We start from the raw sequence: 15,582 nt of genomic DNA, 5'->3' as shown, positions 1-15,582 counted from the left end.
GGAGGGCTGATGTCAGGACCACGGCCACTGCGGCTGCCGGTCGGCAGCGTCACCGTGCTGCTCGGCCCGCTCGTGCAGCGGCGGCGCACGATGAACCGGCTCGACGACGCGAGCGGCCGCTGTGCCGACGGGCACGACGCCCTGGTCCGGCGGCTGGGTGCGCGTCGGGCCGAGTCGGCCGCCCAGCGGCTGGCGACCGTCGAGTCGGCCCGCACCGGGCCCACCGCGATGGTGCTGGCCGACCGGCTGACCGACGGGCTCGACGCCCGCGACCGCATCGCGGTGCTGGCGGCGCTGCGTGAACTCGCCGCGAGCGGGGTGGCGGTGCTGGTCGACGACATCGACCCGGTCGCGGCCCTCGCCGTCGCCGACAGCGCGCTGCGGGTCGACGAGCGGGGCGAGGTCCGCCACGAGGAGCTGGCCTACCTGGCCTCGTAGGTGAGGCAGTCGGCGGCGTCCGCGCCCTTGCCGATGTTCACCGACGCGGCCGTGCACTCGAGCTTCTCGTTGTGCCGGCAGTCCGAGCGGTGGCAGGCCCCGACGAGGCCGTTGCCGTTGCCGCCGCGGAACGAGATCTCGACGAAGGTGCCGCAGGCGGCGTGGTCACCGGAGATCGTGATCGCCCCCGCGCCGCAGCTGGAGTCGGAGTTGTAGGAACAGCTCGTGGCCGAGCACTGCTGCACCTGGGGCATGTCCTGAGCCGTGGTCATGGGAGCAGAGTGGCGGCACCGGCGACGGTGCACCAGCCAACGCAGGCTCCCCTGACCTGCGGTGCGGTCGTCCTCAGAGCCTCGCCGGACCTGCGGGAACGTGACACGAAACTCTCGACAGGAGTGGCGTGAGTCACACCCTGATGCATCTGTTCGGGTGACCTCCGCAGGGGTGGGCGGCCGGGCCCGCGATCGGTCCGGGCATGCTCGGCGGGGTGGACAGCGACCTGATGACCCGGCTGATCCGGTTCGCCGACCTCACGGCGTGGCCGGCGTTCGCCGCGCTCGGGGTCCAGGAGGAGGAGATCGACCGCGTGCTGGCCGCGACCGCGGGCCTGGACCCGTCCGGCGTCGCGGGGGTGCGGGCCGAGCTGGCCGGGCGGGTGCGCGCCGCGGCGGGGGCGCTGATCGAGGAGCGTCCGGTCGCCGCCGGGTTGCACCGGATGGCGCTGCGGCCCGGCGAGCGGATCGTCGTCGTCGGCGACTCGATCTCCGCGGACCGGCTGAGCTGGGCCCGGCTGCTCGCCGAGCTCGTGCCCATGGTGGAGCCGGAGGCGTCGGTCGAGGTGCTCGCGCTGTCGGGCCGCACCAGTTCCGAGGCGCTCGCGCTCGGCCCGGTGCTGGTCTCGCGGGTCCCGACCCGGGTGCTCGCCATGCTCGGGACCAACGACGTCCGCCGGGAGGGCACGACGACCGGGGTCCGGATGGTGTCGGCGCCGGAGACCGACCGGAACCTGCGGGCGCTGCGCATGCTGCTGGAGACCGACGCCGGTGCGCGGGTCCGGTTCGTCGTCCCGCCGCCGGTCGACCCGGGCCGGGTCGGGTCGACCCGCGAGCTGACCGGCGAGTGGTGGCACCCTGCCGACCTGCCCGAACTCGTCTCGATCATCCGCGAGGTCGATCCCGACGCCGTCGACCTGAGCCGGATGCCGGTCCGCCCGGACTTCTGGGAGGACGACGGCCTGCACCCCAGCCCGGTCGGGCAGGTCGCCATCCTGCGCGCGGTGCTGTCCGCGATCTGATCAGCCGCGCAGTGCCGCCACCGCGGCGCGGGTGGTGGCGGCGACGGCCTCGGCGCCGCGCTCGTCGTCCGGGTCGCCCGGCACCGTGAACACGGTGAGGACCAGCGGCGCGCCGCCGGGCGGGTACAGGACGCCGGAGTCGTTCTTCTCCCCGAGCGGGCCGCTGCCGGTCTTGTCGCCGACGCCCCAGCCGGCCGGCACCCCGGCGCGGATCTGCCCGTCTCCGGTGGTGTTGGCGCGCAGCCAGCCGGTGAGCCGGTCGCGCTGCGCCGGCGGGAGCAGGTCCCCGGTGGTCAGCCCGGCCAGTGTGCCGGCGAGCGCCACCGGGGTGCTGGTGTCGAGCTCGCCGTCGACGTCGTTGAGGTCGGTCTCGGTCCGGTCCGCCCTGGTCACCGTGTCGCCGGTCGCCCGCAGCCAGGCGGTCACGTCCGCGGGTGCGCCGACCTCGCGCAGCAGCAGGTTGTGCGCGGTGTTGTCGGAGACGGTGACGGCGGCCTCGCAGAGCTGCGCGACGGTGAGCCCGTCGGCCAGGTGCAGCTTCGTGGTCGGTGCGTGCTCCAGCAGGTCGGCGGGGCCCCAGCGGACCCGGCGGTCGAGCAGGGCCGGATCGGACACCGAGCGGTGCAGGACGAACCCGGCCATCAGCGACTTCACCACCGAGCACATCAGGAAGCGTTCGCCGTCGCGGTGCCCGGCCGTCGCGCCGGAACCGGTGTCGAGGATGTGCACCCCGATCCGGCGGCCGAAGTCGCGCTCCAGCCCGTCCATCGCCGGGATCGGGCGCGGCGGGGCCGGCGCCGGCGGCGCCTGGGGCGGTGGTGCCTGGACCGGCGCGGAGCAGCCGAGCAGTGCGGCACCGAGCCCGGCGGCGCCGGTGAGGAGCAGGGAACGGCGGGAGAGCGTCATGGGACCACCGCAGCAGAGCGGCTGCGATATCGCGAATATGCTCGACCCGCGCGTCTCATATCGAACGGATATGGAGGGAGGTGATCGGTTCCGGTGAACCTGCTGCGGCATCTCGCGTTCTTCGTCACGATCGCCGAGGAACGGCACTTCGGCCGGGCCGCGGCCCGGCTGGACATGGCACAGCCGCCGCTGTCCCAGGGCGTGCGACGGCTGGAGGCGCAGCTCGGCGTCGCGCTGTTCGACCGCGGCCCCGGCGGCGTGAGCCTCACCCCGGCCGGTCGCGACCTGCTGCCCCGGGCCCGGGCGCTGCTGGCCGACGCCGACGCGTTCGCCCGCGCCGCCGACCGGCACGCCGAGGCGGCCCAGGTGCTGCGGATCGGGGTCGTCGGCGACCTGGGCCCGCGGACGGCGGCGGAGCTGGCCGCCCGGGCCGGGACGGTCGCGGGCCGCCGGGCCGCGCTGACCACCGGCAGCACCGTGACGCTGGTCGACGCCGTCTCGGTCGGGACGCTGGACGTCGCGGTCGTCGCGCACCCGGCGGTGCTGGAGTCCGCGCGGGCCGGGCCGGTGGTCGCGCTGCCGACGGAGATCCTCCTCCCGGCGGCGCACCCGGCCGCCCGCGGCGACGGGCCGGTGGTGCTGCGGACGCTGCGGGACCTGCACCTGGCGACGGCGCCGCGGCGGCACGCGCCGGCCGTGCACGACCTGCTGCTCGACACCCTGGAGACCCGCGGCCGCCCGGTCCGCCCGCTGGACGCGGCGACCCCGGCCGAGGCGTTGACGCTGGTCGCGACCGGGGTCGCGTTCACGCTCAGCCCGGACCCGGCGCTGGGTGCCCGTGGGGTCGTCCGCCGCCCGGCCGCCGGGGACCCGGTCCCGTTCCGGGTGCGGGTGGTGCACCGCGACGGGCTCTCCGACGGTGTGGCCGGTGTGGTCGAGGCGCTCGCCGCGGTGCTGCGCGAGCCGCCGGGTACCGGGCAGGACAGCGCTGCCTGCGGCCCGGACGGCCGGAGCCCGCGATGAACGGGCCGGGGGTGCCGCCGGGCACGGTCGGCGAGGTCCGGTCGGTGTTCCGGGAGGCCGGGGTGCGGGGCTGGCTGCACGCCGTGCCGGTCAGCACCGACGGCCCGGGGCCCCCGGACGAGGTCGCGGTCGGCGCGGACGTCCCGGTCGTGATGGCCTCGGTCTACAAGCTGCTGGTGCTCGTCGGGTACTGCCGGGCGGTCGACGACGGGCGGCTCGACCCGCGGGAACCGGTCGTCGTCGGGCCGGGGTGGCGCACCCCCGGGCCGACCGGCGTCTCGGCGCTGGCCGACCCGGTGACGATGAGCCGTCGTGACCTGGTCCGGTCGATGATCACGGTCTCGGACAACGCCGCGGCCGACGTCGTGCACGCCGAGGTCGGGCGGGACCGGGTCGCGGCGCTGCCGGGCGAGCTGGGGCTGACCGGCACCCGGGTCCGGGGCGGGACCGCGGAGGTGTTCGCCGAGCTGATGGCCGACACCGGCGCCGACGACGTCTCCGCCGCGTTCGCCGTGCTGGCCGACAACGACGTCCCGGCACAGGTGCGGGCGCTCAGCCCGGCCTTCGGGTCGTCGACCACCGCCGCCGACAGCACGTCGCTGCTGGCCCGGCTGTGGCGCGGCGAGCTGGCGTCGGCGGCCGGGACGGCGTTCGCCCGCGAGGTGCTGTCCGGCCAGATCTGGCCGCACCGGCTGCGTGCCGGGTTCCCGGCCGCGGCCGCGGTGGCGGGGAAGACCGGGACGGTCGGCGCGGTCCGCAACGAGGTCGGGGTGGTGACCTACCCGGGGGAGCACCCGGTGGCCGTCGCGGTGTTCACCCACGCCGCCCGCAGCGACGCCGCCGTCCCGCGGGCGGACGCGGCGATCGGGGCCGCCGCGCGGGTGGCGGTCAACGCGCTGCGGGCCCCGGCGCTGTGACGCCGGGGCCCGCGCGGTGCGTCACCGGGCCGCGGTGGCCTCCCCGGTGTGCACGGGGGACTCGTTGGCCTCGGCCTTCATCAGCTCGTCGACGTCGACCTGCTTGGGGTCGTCGAGCACCGACTTGAGCCGGTCCCGGTCCAGCTCGCCGGTCCACCGGGCGATCACCAGGGTCCCGATGCCGTTGCCGGTCAGGTTGGTCAGCGCGCGGCCCTCGGACATGAAGCGATCGATACCGACGATCAGCGCCAGCCCGACCAGCGGGATGATGTGGTCGAACGCGGCGATCGACGCGGCCAGGGTGACCAGGCCGGCGCCGGAGACACCCGCGGCCCCGTTCGACGAGATCAGCATGAACAGCAGCAGCCCGATCTGGGTGGCGATCGGGACGTCGACGCCGAACGCCTGGGCGATGAACATCGCGCCCATCGTCATGTAGATCGCGGTGCCGTCGAGGTTGAACGAGTAGCCGGTCGGGATGGTCAGCCCGACGACGTGCTTCGGGGTCCCGGCCGCCTCCAGCTTGGTCATCATCCGCGGCAGCACCGTCTCCGAGGACGACGTGCCGAGCACGATCAGCAGCTCGTCCTTGATGTAGCGGATGTACTTCAGCAGCGAGAACCCGGCGGCCATGCAGATCGGCCCGAGGCACAGGAAGATGAACAGCAGGCAGGTCACCCAGAAGGTGACCATGAACTGGGCCAGGCTCCCGAGGATCGCGCTGCCGTGCTCGCCGATCGTGTAGGCGATGCCGCCGAACGCGCCGACCGGGGCGACCCACATGACCATCTTGATCACGCCGAACATCACCTTGGCGAACGAGTCCAGGGCGTGGGTGATGGCCTTGCCGCGCTCGCCCAGCATCGTGATCGCGATCCCGACGAGGATCGCCAGCAGCAGCACCTGCAGGAGCTGGCCGTCGACGAAGGCGGAGACGAACGAGTCCGGCACCAGGTTCAGCAGGAAGGCGGTGAACCCGCCACCGGCGTCGGCGCCCGCGGACTCGATGGTGTCGTTTGCCGCGGAGCCGTCGAAGGTCTCCCGGTCGTAGCCCAGCCCGGCGCCGGGAGCCATGATGTTGATCGTCACCAGGCCCAGCGCCAGCGCGACGACGGTGGTGGCGTTGAAGTAGACGATGGTCCGCAGCGCGAGCCCGCCCACCTTGGCGAGGTTGCCGAGCCCGGCGATCCCGACCACGACGGTCGCGAAGATCACCGGCGCGATGACCACCTTGACCAGGTTGATGAACAGCGTGGCCAGCCACTGCATCTGCGCGCCGACGTCGGGCAGCGTCAGCCCGACGACGATGCCCGCGCTGATGCCGATCAGCACCCAGAAGTACAGGTGCTTCCAGATCGGGGTCCGTTTCCGCTGGGCGACGGCCGTCGTGCCGCTCTCCGCCGGACTGCTCATGAATCGCTCCCTCGCGTCACGAATGCTCGCGGCGAGCGTTCCGGTCGGCGGTGATCCTCTCCAGCTCCGCCAAGCTTTCTTGGGGTTAGCTTGAGACTTTCTTTACCTTCGGTGGAGCCATAGGCTCGGCCGGTGGGGATCACGCGCCGGGGGGTGCTGCGCGCCGCCGGGGCCGTGGCGGGCGGGGCGCTGTGCGCGGGTCTGCTGCCGGCCTGCGCGAGCGCACCCCCGCCGCCGCCCGCCCGGTTCCGGCTGGCCACCGGCCCGGACGGCGCGGTCTACCGCGAGATCGGTGCCGTGCTGGCCGAGGTGCTGGACCGGGCGTGGGGACGGCCGGTCGTCGAGATCGTGCACACCGAGGCGGCCCCGGAGAACGCGGACCTGCTGCTCGCGGGCGGGGCGGAGCTGGGGTTCGTCAACGTCGACGTCGCGGCCGGGCACGGTGCCCGGATCGTCGCGCTGGCCCGGGTGTTCGACTCGGTGCTGCACGTGCTCGTCCCGGACGGGCCCGGCGCGCGGGACCTGCGCGATCTCGACGGCGCGACGCTCGCCGCCGGGCTGCCGCGGTCCGGGACCCGGTACCTCACCCGGCGGCTGCTGGCCGCGACCGGCGGCCGCGCGACGCTGCTGTCCTACTCCCAGGCCGACTCGGTGCGGGCGTTCCGCACCGGCGCGGTGGACGCGGTGTGCAGCCTGACCGGGATGCCGACCCCGGCGGTCAGCGAGCTGGCGCGCTCCGGCGGCACCCGGCTGCTCGACCTGTCGCCGCAGATCGACGCGCTGGTGCGGGCGCACCCGCTGGAGTACGTGCCGGTGGTGATCCCGGCGACGATGTACCCGTCGCTGGGCACGGCGCCGGCGCCGGCCGTGCCGACGTTGCTGGCGGTGCCGCCGTCGATGGACGAGGGACTGGCGCACTGGCTGACCGGGATGCTGTTCACGCACGCCCCGGAGCTGTCCCGGGCCCGGCCGGAGGCCGGTCAGATCAACCCGCGTACCGGCGCCGCGACCACACCGGTCGTGCTGCACCCGGGTGCGCGCCGCTGGTTCCGCGACCGCAAACCCTGACGTCCGCCCGGCCGTCCCGTCCGGCTCAGCCCTGCGCCGGGCCCGCATCGAGACGGACGACCGCGGTGAGACCGCCGCCCGGCGTCTCGTGCAGCTCCAGCGCACCACCGGCGTCGGCCAGCGCCTGGGCGACGATCGCCAGCCCGAGCCCGGTGCCCGGCACGTTCTGGTCGCGTGGGGAGCGCCAGAACCGCTCGGTCGCCCGGTGCCGCTCGCCGGGATGCAGGCCGCGGCCGTCGTCGGCGACCTCGATCCGGTATCCCGCCGGCCCGGCCGCGGACCCGGATCGTGCGACCCGCCGAGAGCCGGCAGGCGTTGGCGACCAGCTCGTCCACCGCGGGGGCGAGGCCGCCGACCGGCTCGCGCACGCGCGTCCCGGTGCCGGTGAGGTCGCCGGTCAGCGTCAGCCCGGCGGCCTCGGCGGCCGCGCGCCACACCGGCAGCCGCCGGTCGAGCGCCGGCCCGACGGCGCCGACGGTGCCGTGCGCGGCCGGGCCCTCCTGCAGCGCCGTGGCCGCGAGCATCCCGTTGACGACGGTGCTCATCCGGTCCAGGTCGTCGATCGTGTCCCGGTAGGTCTCGCGGGCCTCGGCGTCGGCGGCGAGGTGCGGTTCGAGGTTCTCCACCGACAGCCGGGCCGAGGCGATCGGGTTGCGCAGCTGGTGGGCGGCGTCCGCGGCGAACCGGTGCTGGCGTTCCACGGTCCGGCGCACCGCGGCGAGCATGGCGTTGAACCCGGCCGTCAGGTTGCGCAGCTCCGGCGGGCCCGAGCCGGGTGCGGCGCGCGCGCCGAGATCCCCGGACCGGACGGCGGCCGCGCTGCGTTCGAGATCGGCCACCGGTCGGAGCACCCAGCGGGTCATCGGCCCGACCAGGCCGATCACGAGCATCCCGACGACGGCGAACAGCCCGCCCAGCAGCGCCCAGTCGCGCAGGATCTCGGCGCGGACCGAGGCGGTCGGCACGGCGAGCACCAGCGCCGCGACCACCTGGGAGTCCCGGCCGACCGGCGCGACGATCAGCTCGTCGGCGGTGCGCCACGGCCAGATCGTCGACTCGGCGCCGGGGATCCGCCCGGCCAGCACCCCGGCCAGGTGCGGGCGCGCGGCCTCCGGCGGCGGGCCGGGTGCGGTGGCGTGCAGGACCCGCTGCTCGCGGTCGAGGAACCAGACACCGGTGTCGTAGAGGTCGGCGTACTCGTCGAGCTCGGCGCGCATCCGGGCGAGATCGGGCTCCGGGGCGGTGCCGCCGGTCAGCGTGGTCAGGGCGAGCACGGAGAACCGCCCGGCGTCGCCCAGCCGGTCCGAGACCACCGTCGCGGTGTGCCGCTGCGCGAGGGTGACGGCCGTCGGGACCAGCACACCCAGCAGCAGCAACGCCAGCAGCGGGGCGACGGCCACGACCAGCCGGCGTCTCACGGGTCGACCCGGAACCCGACGCCGCGCAGGGTGCGGATGGCCAGGCGGTCACCGAGCTTGCCGCGCAGGGTCGCCATGTGCGTGTCCAGGGTGCGCGAGCCGGGTTCGGCCGGCGAGGACCACACCTGGTCGAGCACGAACCGGCGTTCCACCGGGCGGCCCGCGCGCTCCAGCAGCAACGCCAGCACCGCGGACTCGATCGAGGTGAGCGCGACCGACCAGCCGTCGTCGCCGTCCCGCAGGACGCGGGCGGTCACGTCCAGTTCGAGCGTCCGCAGCCGATGCACGACGGCGGCCGCCGGAGTGGCCTGGCGCAGCGGGCGGGTGCGCCGGCTGACCGCCTCGACCCTGGCCAGCAGCTCGGCGAGGCTGAACGGTTTCACGACGTAGTCGTCGGCACCGGCGCGCAGGCCGACCACCCGGTCCGCCTCGCCGTCCCGGGCGGTCACGACGAGGACGCCGATCGCCGGGTGCTCCCGCAACCGGCGGAGCACGGCGCCGCCGTGGCCGTCCGGCAGGCCCATGTCGACGAGTGCGAGGTCCGGCAGCTGCTCGTCGATCAGTGCGTGCGCCGCGGCGATGTCGGCGGCGCGGACGACCTGGTACCCGGCCCGGCCCAGCGCGCGGACGAGGCCGCGCGCGACCCGGTCGTCGTCCTCGACCACCAGAACCCGCACCACCGCAGGGTAGCCAAACCGGACATTCCGGCGAAACCATCGCCGACGCCGCGGATGCCTCGAGTCCGGCCGGTCGCCGTGGCCGTGACCACGGCTCGCTCCGTGGACGCGCACCCGTTGTCGCCGTGCGCACCCGATCGCGTGAGCGTTGACGTGACCGGCGAGCGGGAGCGGTGGCGGGCACGGGGCGGGGCGGGGGGTCAGGTTGTTGGGGGGAGCCAGGTGCGGGCGGCGGCGGTCAGGGCGGCGACGCCGGTGGACAGCGTCGGTTCGATCACCGGGGCGTAGCGGGGGGAGTGGTTCGACGGCAGCCCGGCGATGCGGGTCCGGATGTCCTCGACGCCGGTGCAGTCCGCGAACTCCGCCGGATCGGCGCCGCCGAGCAGCCAGTACACGCAGGGGACGCCCGCGGCGACGGCGAACCGGCCGACGTCCTCGCTGCCGGTGACCGGGCCCGGGTCGATGACCGGCAACGGGGTCGCCGTCGCGAGTGCGGGACGGGTGCGCTCGACCGCGGCCGGGTCGTTGACCAGGGGCTCGAAGGTCTCCACGACGCGGATCTCCGGGTCCCGGGGCGCGCCGGAGGCCATCGCCTCGCCCCGGACGATCCGCTCGATCGCGGCCAGCAGCCGGTCCCGGACGGCGGGGGTGTAGGACCGCACGGTCAGCCCCAGCTCGGCGGAGTCCGGGATGACGTTCTCCTTGGTCCCGGCGCGGAGCATGCCGACGGTGAGCACCGCCGTCTCGGTCGCCGCGATCTCCCGGGAGACGACGGCGTGCAGGCGCTGCACGGTCGACGCGGCCAGCAGGACCGGGTCCACGGTCGTCTCCGGGCGGGAGCCGTGGCCGCCCGCCCCGTGCAGGCTCACCCGCAGGGTGTCGCTGCCCGCGAACGCCGGCCCCGCGGTGAGCCCGATGACGCCGGCGGGCAGCGGCGCGACGTGCTGGCCGAGCACGACGTCGGGGACGCCGAAGCGGCTGTACAGGCCGTCGTCGAGCATCGCGTCGGCCCCGGCGCCGAACTCCTCGGCCGGCTGGAAGACCGCCAGCAGCGTCCCGGACCAGGTGTCGCTGGTGGCGGCCAGCTCGGCGGCGGCGCCGGCCAGGCAGGTCACGTGGACGTCGTGCCCGCAGGCGTGCGCGACGGCGGTGTCCGCGCCGTCGGGCGTCGTGCCGCGGGCGGTGCTGGCGTAGTCCAGGCCGGTGTCCTCGGCGACCGGGAGTGCGTCCATGTCGGCACGCAGCAGCACGGTCGGGCCGTCGCCGCTCCGCAGGACGCCGACCACGCCGGTCCGTCCCACCCCCTCGGTGACGTCGAACCCGGCGGCGCGCAGCCGGTCCGCGGCGATGCCCGCGGTGCGGGTCTCGGCGAAGGACAGCTCGGGATGGCGGTGCAGGTCGCGGTACAGCTCGGCCAGATCGGTGCCCACGGACCCGACGATAACCGCGCCGGGGCTCGTCACACCGGGACGCGATGACCGCCGCGGCGGTGTGATGATGGCCGGACCAACAGCGACAGCGGGGAGCGGTATGGAGCGGGTAGGGGTCGTCGGCTGCGGTCAGATGGGGTCCGGCATCGCGGAGGTCACGGCGCGCGCCGGGTACGACGTCCGGGTCGTCGAGACGTCCCCGGAGGCGGTGAAGATCGGTACCGAGCGGCTGACGACGTCGCTGGAGCGGGCCGAGCAGCGCGGGCGCATCGAGTCCGCCGCCGCCGTGCTGGAGCGGCTGGAGGTCGTCGAGGGGCTCGACGCGCTGGCCGACCGCGAGCTGGTCGTCGAGGCGATCGCGGAGGACGAGGAGATCAAGACCGGGGTGTTCCGGGATCTCGACCGGATCGTCACCGACCCGGCGGCGATCCTGGCGTCCAACACCTCGTCGATCCCGATCATGAAGCTGGCGGTCGCGACGTCCCGGCCGGACCAGGTCGTCGGGATCCACTTCTTCAACCCGGTTCCGGTGCTCTCGCTGGTGGAGCTGGTCCCGAGCCTGATGACGGGGGAGGCGACGCTGGCCGGCGCCCGCTCGTTCGTCGAGGAGGGGCTGGGCAAGAAGGCCATCGACTGCCAGGACCGGGCCGGGTTCGTGGTGAACGCGCTGCTCGTGCCGTTCCTGCTCTCGGCGATCCGGATGATGGAGTCCGGGTTCGCCACCGCCGAGGACATCGACGAGGGCCTCGTCCGGGGCTGCGCGCACCCGCAGGGCCCGCTGGCGCTGTCGGACCTGATCGGGCTGGACACGGTGAAGGCCGTCGCGGAGTCGATGTACGCCGAGTTCAAGGAGCCGCTGTACGCGCCGCCGCCGCTGCTGGCACGGATGGTGGAGGCGGGCCTGCTCGGGAAGAAGGCCGGGCGCGGGTTCCACACCTACGCCTGATCCGGAGCCTGCCCGGCGTACCCGTCCATGATCACGGTGCGTGGAGTCGGACCGCCCTGCACCGGCGGTTCGTTCCGCGGATCGTGATCATGGACCAGGTAGGGCCGGTGCCGGGTCAGCCCCGCACGGCGTCGGCGATCGCGGCGCCCAGCGACGCGGTGGTGCCGGAGCCGCCGAGATCGGGCGTCGTCGTCGGGCCGCCCCGGCCGACCACCTCGGACAGCGCGGCCACCACGGCGTCGGCGGCCTCCTGCTCGCCGAGGTGTTCCAGCATCATCGCCCCGCACCAGATCTGGCCGACCGGGTTGGCGATGCCCTTCCCGGCGATGTCCGGGGCCGAGCCGTGCACCGGCTCGAACAGGCTCGGGTGGGTGCGGTCCGGGTTGATGTTCGCGCTCGGCGCGATGCCGATCGTCCCGGTGCAGGCCGGTCCGAGGTCGGACAGGATGTCGCCGAACAGGTTGCTGGCGACGACGACGTCGAACCGGTCCGGGTGCAGCACGAACTGCGCCGTGAGGATGTCGATGTGGTACTGGTCGACGGTCACCTCCGGGTACTGCTCGGCCATCGCGGCGACCCGCTCGTCCCAGTACGGCATGGTGATCGAGATGCCGTTGCTCTTCGTCGCCGAGGTGAGGTGGCGCTCCGGGCGGCTCTGCGCCAGCTCGAACGCGTAGCGCAGCACCCGGTCCACCCCGGTGCGCGTCATGACGGTCTCCTGGATGACCGTCTCCCGGTCGGTGCCGGCGAACATCCGCCCACCGACGCTGGAGTACTCGCCCTCGGTGTTCTCCCGGACGATCCACATGTCGATGTCGCCGGGCCCGCGGCCGGCCAGCGGCGCGGTCACCCCGGGCAGCAGCCGGGCCGGACGCAGGTTGACGTACTGGTCGAAGCGGCGCCGGAACTGCAGCAGGCTGCCCCACAGCGACTCGTGGTCCGGGAGCACCGCGGGCCAGCCGACGGCGCCGAAGAACAGCGCGTCGAAGCCGGACAGCTGCTCGTACCAGTGCTCGGGGAGCATCGTGCCGTGTTCGAGCCAGTAGTCGGCGGACACGAAGTCGAACTCGGTCAGGTCGAGCCCGAACCCGAACCGCTCGGCGGCCGTCTCGAGCACCCGGACGCCCTCGGGGACGACCTCCTTGCCGATCCCGTCCCCGGGAATGACGGCGATGCGGTGCGTGGCCATGCGCGCTCTCCTCACGTTGCGGTGCTTCTATCCTCCGACGAGATCCTGGCCCAGGACAGGGCAGACTGCACCGGACAGTCTTTCGTCACGCGAAAGGAGCGGCGGTGGACCTGCCGGAACTCGACGATCTCCGCTTCGTCGCCGGGATCGCCGCCGCCCCGACGCTGACCGAGGCGGCCCGGCAGTGGGGGGTGTCGGTCTCGGCGGTCAGCAAGCGCCTGGCCCGGGTGGAGCGCCGGCTCGGCGCCCGGCTGGTCAACCGCAGCACCCGCCGACTCACGCTGACCGACGAGGGCCGTCGCTACGCCGAGGGTGCCGCGGACGTGCTGGCCCGGATCGAGGACCTGGAGGACGACGTCGGGCGTCAGTCCGGACGGCTGCACGGCCGGGTCGCGGTGCACTGCTCGATGGGCCTCGGCCGGGCGCACGTGGCCCCGGTGCTCGGCGCGTTCGCCGCCCGGCACCCGGACCTGCGGGTCGAGCTGGAGCTCTCGCACATCCCGGTGCACGTCGGCGGCACCGGGTACGACTTCGCGGTCCGCACGGCGCCGCTGCCGGACTCCCGGATGCACGTCCGGTTGCTGCTGCGCAACCGCCGGGTGGTCTGCGCGGCCCCGGACTACCTGAGCCGCCGGGGCGTGCCGCACGACCTGGGGGACCTGGGGGCGCACGACTGCATCGTCATCCGGGAGACCGACACCCCGTCCGCGCACTGGCGGTTCGGTACGGCGGAGGACGCCACGATCGTCCGGGTCTCGGGCGCGATGGCCTGCAACGACGGCGAGGTCGCCACCGCGTGGTGCCGGGCCGGGCTCGGGCTGGTGATGCGCTCGCTGTGGCAGGTCGCACCGCTGCTGGCCTCCGGTGAGCTGGTGCAGGTGCTCGACGACGTCCCGACCCCGCCGGCCGACTTCCTCGCCGTGCACGACGCGTCCCCGCCCCGGCGGGTGGCCGAGGCGCTGGCGGACCTCGCGGCCGGGCTGGCGGAGCGGGTCCCGGCCGGAGCGCCCTGTTCCGCGGATTGTGTCTTCATTATTGTTAACAATTTGGTTAGCATCGGCCCCGCACCGCCGCCGTGCGCGGCTCCGTCGTCCGGAGGTCCCCGTGATCATCGACTGCCATGGCCACTACACGACCGTGCCGCAGGCGCACACGAGCTGGCGGGGCGAGGCGCTGCAGGCGTTCCTCGACGGGGCCCCGGCCCCGCGGCCCCCGGCGATCTCCGACGACGAGATCCGGGACAGCGTGGCGCGCAACCAGCTCCGGCTGATGGACGAGCGCGGCGCGGACCTCACGGTCTTCTCCCCGCGGGCGTCGGCGATGGCGCACCACGAGGGCGACCTCGCCGTCGGGACGGCGTGGGCGCGCGCCTGCAACGACCTGATCGCCCGGGTGGCGGACCTGTTCCCCGGCCGGTTCGCCGGGGTCTGCCAGCTCCCGCAGACCGCCGGGATGCCACTGGACGCCGCGGTCGCCGAGCTGCGCCGGTGCGTGACCGAGCTGGGTTTCGTGGGCCTCAACCTCAATCCCGACCCGAGCGGCGGCCGGTGGGACTCCCCGCCGCTGACCGACCCGTACTGGTTCGGCCTGTACGAGGCGATGTGCGATCTCGACGTCCCGGCGATGGTGCACGTCTCGGCCAGCTGCACGCCGGTCTTCCACGCCACCGGCGCGCACTACCTCAACGCCGACACCACCGCGTTCATGCAGCTCCTGCAAGGTGACCTGTTCGCCCGGTTCCCCGCGCTGCGGCTGGTGATCCCGCACGGCGGCGGCGCGGTGCCCTACCACTGGGGGCGCTACCGCGGCCTGGCCGACATGCTCGGGCGCCCGCCGCTGGAGGAGCACCTCATGGGCAACGTCTTCTTCGACACCTGCGTCTACCACCAGCCGGGGATCGACCTGCTGCTCGGCGTCGTCGACACCGCGAACGTGCTGTTCGGCTCGGAGATGGTGGGCGTGGTCCGGGGGATCGACCCGCGGACCGGGCACCATTTCGACGACACCCGCCGCTACGTCGACGCCGCCGCCCTGACCGGGCCCCAGCGCGACGCCGTGTACCGCGGCAACGCCCTGCGCGTCTACCCGCGCCTGGCCGCCCTGACGCCGGCCGCGGCCTGAACGAGGCCGCCCGCCTCAGCGCAGCCGGGCGCTCCCCGGCTCCACGGTCGGCAGCGCCTCGACGACGCTGGACAGGTGCGCGCGCATCTCCCGCTCCGCCGCGTCCGGATCGCCGGCGCACAGCGCCTCGATGATCGCGAGGTGCTGGGGCAGCGACACCGACGGCCGTCCGGGCTGCATGGCCAGCCGGAACTGGTGGCGCACGTTCTGCCCGCGCAGCCGCTCCAGGATCGTGCCCGCGGTGCGCTGGCCCGCGGACTCCCGGATCGCCGTGTGCAGGTCGCTGTTCAGCGCGGAGTAGCCGAGCAGGTCCCCGGCGGCGACGGCGTCCTGCATCGCGGAGCCGATCGCGCGCAGCCGGGCGCGGTCGTCGTCGTCCAGCCGGACGGCGGCCTTGGCCGCGAGCAGCCCCTCCAGGACCATCCGGACCTCGGTGATCTCGACGGCCTCGGCGAGCGACACCGCGCGGACCCTCGCGCCCCGGTTCTGCACCCGCTCGACCAGCCCCTCGCTGGTGAGCTCCAGCAGCGCGGAGCGGACGGCGGCGCGGCTGGCGCCGAACTGCTCGGACAGGTCGGCCTCGACCAGCCGCTGGTTCGGGACGAAGTCCCCGCTCGCGATCGCGTCGCGCAGCGCGTCGACGACGGTCGCGACCGGGCCTGCGGCGCCGGGGCGTCCGGCAGCACTCATTGTCGACGACCTCCACGCCAGGATCGGCTGCACCGGAGGGTCACGATAGCCG

At 74.6% G+C, this 15,582-nt stretch carries 15 protein-coding genes and 1 pseudogene; 8 read left to right on the top strand and 8 right to left on the bottom strand.

Going from position 1 to position 15,582, the window contains the following annotated elements; translation table 11 throughout:
* Window positions 1-9: 9 nt before the first annotated feature.
* Complete coding sequence (locus AFB00_RS07725) at window positions 10-438, top strand: ABC transporter ATP-binding protein (protein ID WP_068796664.1); 429 nt, start codon at window positions 10-12, stop codon at window positions 436-438.
* Here AFB00_RS07725 and AFB00_RS07720 read toward each other — a convergent pair.
* Window positions 423-710 carry a DUF1540 domain-containing protein gene (locus AFB00_RS07720; protein WP_068796663.1) on the bottom strand — a complete coding sequence of 96 codons (288 nt, stop codon included), beginning with the start codon at window positions 708-710 and terminating at the stop codon, window positions 423-425. The genes AFB00_RS07725 and AFB00_RS07720 overlap by 16 nt on opposite strands.
* A gap of 215 nt (window positions 711-925) precedes the next feature.
* On the opposite strand from AFB00_RS07720, the gene AFB00_RS07715 reads away from it, so the two are divergent.
* Window positions 926-1,732 (top strand): SGNH/GDSL hydrolase family protein, encoded by an 807-nt coding sequence (locus AFB00_RS07715; protein ID WP_197519788.1) that lies wholly within the window; start codon window positions 926-928, stop codon window positions 1,730-1,732.
* Here AFB00_RS07715 and bla read toward each other — a convergent pair whose 3' ends face one another.
* The gene (gene bla / locus AFB00_RS07710) at window positions 1,733-2,638 is read right to left on the bottom strand and encodes a class A beta-lactamase (protein WP_068796661.1); all 906 of its coding nucleotides are present in this window, start codon (window positions 2,636-2,638) and stop codon (window positions 1,733-1,735) included.
* 93 nt (window positions 2,639-2,731) lie between these two features.
* On the opposite strand from bla, the gene AFB00_RS07705 reads away from it, so the two are divergent.
* Window positions 2,732-3,661 carry a LysR family transcriptional regulator gene (locus AFB00_RS07705; RefSeq protein ID WP_068796660.1) on the top strand — a complete coding sequence of 310 codons (930 nt, stop codon included), beginning with the start codon at window positions 2,732-2,734 and terminating at the stop codon, window positions 3,659-3,661.
* Window positions 3,658-4,578, top strand: a complete 921-nt coding sequence (locus AFB00_RS07700) for a serine hydrolase (protein WP_068796659.1) — start codon at window positions 3,658-3,660, stop codon at window positions 4,576-4,578. Before AFB00_RS07705 ends, AFB00_RS07700 begins: the two co-directional genes overlap by 4 nt.
* 21 nt (window positions 4,579-4,599) lie before the next feature.
* Here AFB00_RS07700 and dctA read toward each other — a convergent pair whose 3' ends face one another.
* Window positions 4,600-5,991: a C4-dicarboxylate transporter DctA gene (dctA, locus tag AFB00_RS07695; RefSeq protein WP_068796658.1), complete on the bottom strand. Its 1,392-nt coding sequence runs from the start codon at window positions 5,989-5,991 to the stop codon at window positions 4,600-4,602.
* Window positions 5,992-6,123: 132 nt separating this feature from the next.
* Here dctA and AFB00_RS07690 point away from each other — a divergent pair, with 132 nt between their 5' ends.
* A complete protein-coding gene (locus AFB00_RS07690) occupies window positions 6,124-7,059 on the top strand; it encodes a TAXI family TRAP transporter solute-binding subunit (RefSeq protein ID WP_083275347.1) in 936 nt (311 codons plus the stop codon).
* Here the strand turns inward: AFB00_RS07690 and AFB00_RS07685 are convergent.
* The 3 genes from AFB00_RS07685 to AFB00_RS07675 all read right to left on the bottom strand — a co-directional run bounded on the left by AFB00_RS07685 (window position 6,972) and on the right by AFB00_RS07675 (window position 10,584).
* Window positions 6,972-8,477 (bottom strand): HAMP domain-containing protein, encoded by a 1,506-nt coding sequence (locus tag AFB00_RS07685; RefSeq protein WP_083275346.1) that lies wholly within the window; start codon window positions 8,475-8,477, stop codon window positions 6,972-6,974. The genes AFB00_RS07690 and AFB00_RS07685 overlap by 88 nt on opposite strands.
* Complete coding sequence (locus AFB00_RS07680) at window positions 8,474-9,154, bottom strand: response regulator transcription factor (RefSeq protein WP_068800097.1); 681 nt, start codon at window positions 9,152-9,154, stop codon at window positions 8,474-8,476. Before AFB00_RS07680 ends, AFB00_RS07685 begins: the two co-directional genes overlap by 4 nt.
* Before the next feature lie 200 nt (window positions 9,155-9,354).
* Window positions 9,355-10,584: an amidohydrolase gene (locus AFB00_RS07675; RefSeq protein ID WP_068796657.1), complete on the bottom strand. Its 1,230-nt coding sequence runs from the start codon at window positions 10,582-10,584 to the stop codon at window positions 9,355-9,357.
* A gap of 100 nt (window positions 10,585-10,684) precedes the next feature.
* On the opposite strand from AFB00_RS07675, the gene AFB00_RS07670 reads away from it, so the two are divergent.
* The gene (locus tag AFB00_RS07670; RefSeq protein ID WP_197519787.1) at window positions 10,685-11,530 is read left to right on the top strand and encodes a 3-hydroxybutyryl-CoA dehydrogenase; all 846 of its coding nucleotides are present in this window, start codon (window positions 10,685-10,687) and stop codon (window positions 11,528-11,530) included.
* Window positions 11,531-11,645: 115 nt separating this feature from the next.
* Here AFB00_RS07670 and AFB00_RS07665 read toward each other — a convergent pair whose 3' ends face one another.
* Window positions 11,646-12,719, bottom strand: a complete 1,074-nt coding sequence (locus tag AFB00_RS07665) for a tartrate dehydrogenase (RefSeq protein ID WP_068796656.1) — start codon at window positions 12,717-12,719, stop codon at window positions 11,646-11,648.
* A gap of 104 nt (window positions 12,720-12,823) precedes the next feature.
* On the opposite strand from AFB00_RS07665, the pseudogene AFB00_RS31540 reads away from it, so the two are divergent.
* A pseudogene (locus tag AFB00_RS31540) lies at window positions 12,824-13,633 on the top strand (LysR substrate-binding domain-containing protein); the annotation flags it as partial.
* 190 nt (window positions 13,634-13,823) lie between these two features.
* Entirely contained in the window at window positions 13,824-14,840 is a 1,017-nt protein-coding gene (locus tag AFB00_RS07650) for an amidohydrolase family protein (RefSeq protein WP_068796653.1), read from the top strand.
* 15 nt (window positions 14,841-14,855) lie between these two features.
* On the opposite strand, the gene AFB00_RS07645 is transcribed toward AFB00_RS07650, so the two are convergent.
* The gene (locus AFB00_RS07645; RefSeq protein ID WP_068796652.1) at window positions 14,856-15,530 is read right to left on the bottom strand and encodes a GntR family transcriptional regulator; all 675 of its coding nucleotides are present in this window, start codon (window positions 15,528-15,530) and stop codon (window positions 14,856-14,858) included.
* Between the last annotated feature and the right edge of the window lie 52 nt (window positions 15,531-15,582).

The sequence above is a fragment of the Pseudonocardia sp. HH130630-07 genome, assembly GCF_001698125.1.
In the GTDB taxonomy this organism is placed as follows: domain Bacteria; phylum Actinomycetota; class Actinomycetes; order Mycobacteriales; family Pseudonocardiaceae; genus Pseudonocardia.
This window is presented reverse-complemented; position numbering and strand designations above follow the sequence as displayed.

Excerpts from the sequence above, each read along its gene's own strand:
- AFB00_RS07670 (WP_197519787.1), top strand. The coding sequence starts at position 10,685 with ATGGAGCGGGTAGGGGTCGTCGGCTGCGGTCAGATGGGGTCCGGCATC.
- AFB00_RS07725 (WP_068796664.1), top strand. The coding sequence starts at position 10 with ATGTCAGGACCACGGCCACTGCGGCTGCCGGTCGGCAGCGTCACCGTG.
- bla (WP_068796661.1), bottom strand. The coding sequence starts at position 2,638 with ATGACGCTCTCCCGCCGTTCCCTGCTCCTCACCGGCGCCGCCGGGCTC.
- dctA (WP_068796658.1), bottom strand. The coding sequence starts at position 5,991 with ATGAGCAGTCCGGCGGAGAGCGGCACGACGGCCGTCGCCCAGCGGAAA.
- AFB00_RS07720 (WP_068796663.1), bottom strand. The coding sequence starts at position 710 with ATGACCACGGCTCAGGACATGCCCCAGGTGCAGCAGTGCTCGGCCACG.
- AFB00_RS07700 (WP_068796659.1), top strand. The coding sequence starts at position 3,658 with ATGAACGGGCCGGGGGTGCCGCCGGGCACGGTCGGCGAGGTCCGGTCG.
- AFB00_RS07665 (WP_068796656.1), bottom strand. The coding sequence starts at position 12,719 with ATGGCCACGCACCGCATCGCCGTCATTCCCGGGGACGGGATCGGCAAG.
- AFB00_RS07645 (WP_068796652.1), bottom strand. The coding sequence starts at position 15,530 with ATGAGTGCTGCCGGACGCCCCGGCGCCGCAGGCCCGGTCGCGACCGTC.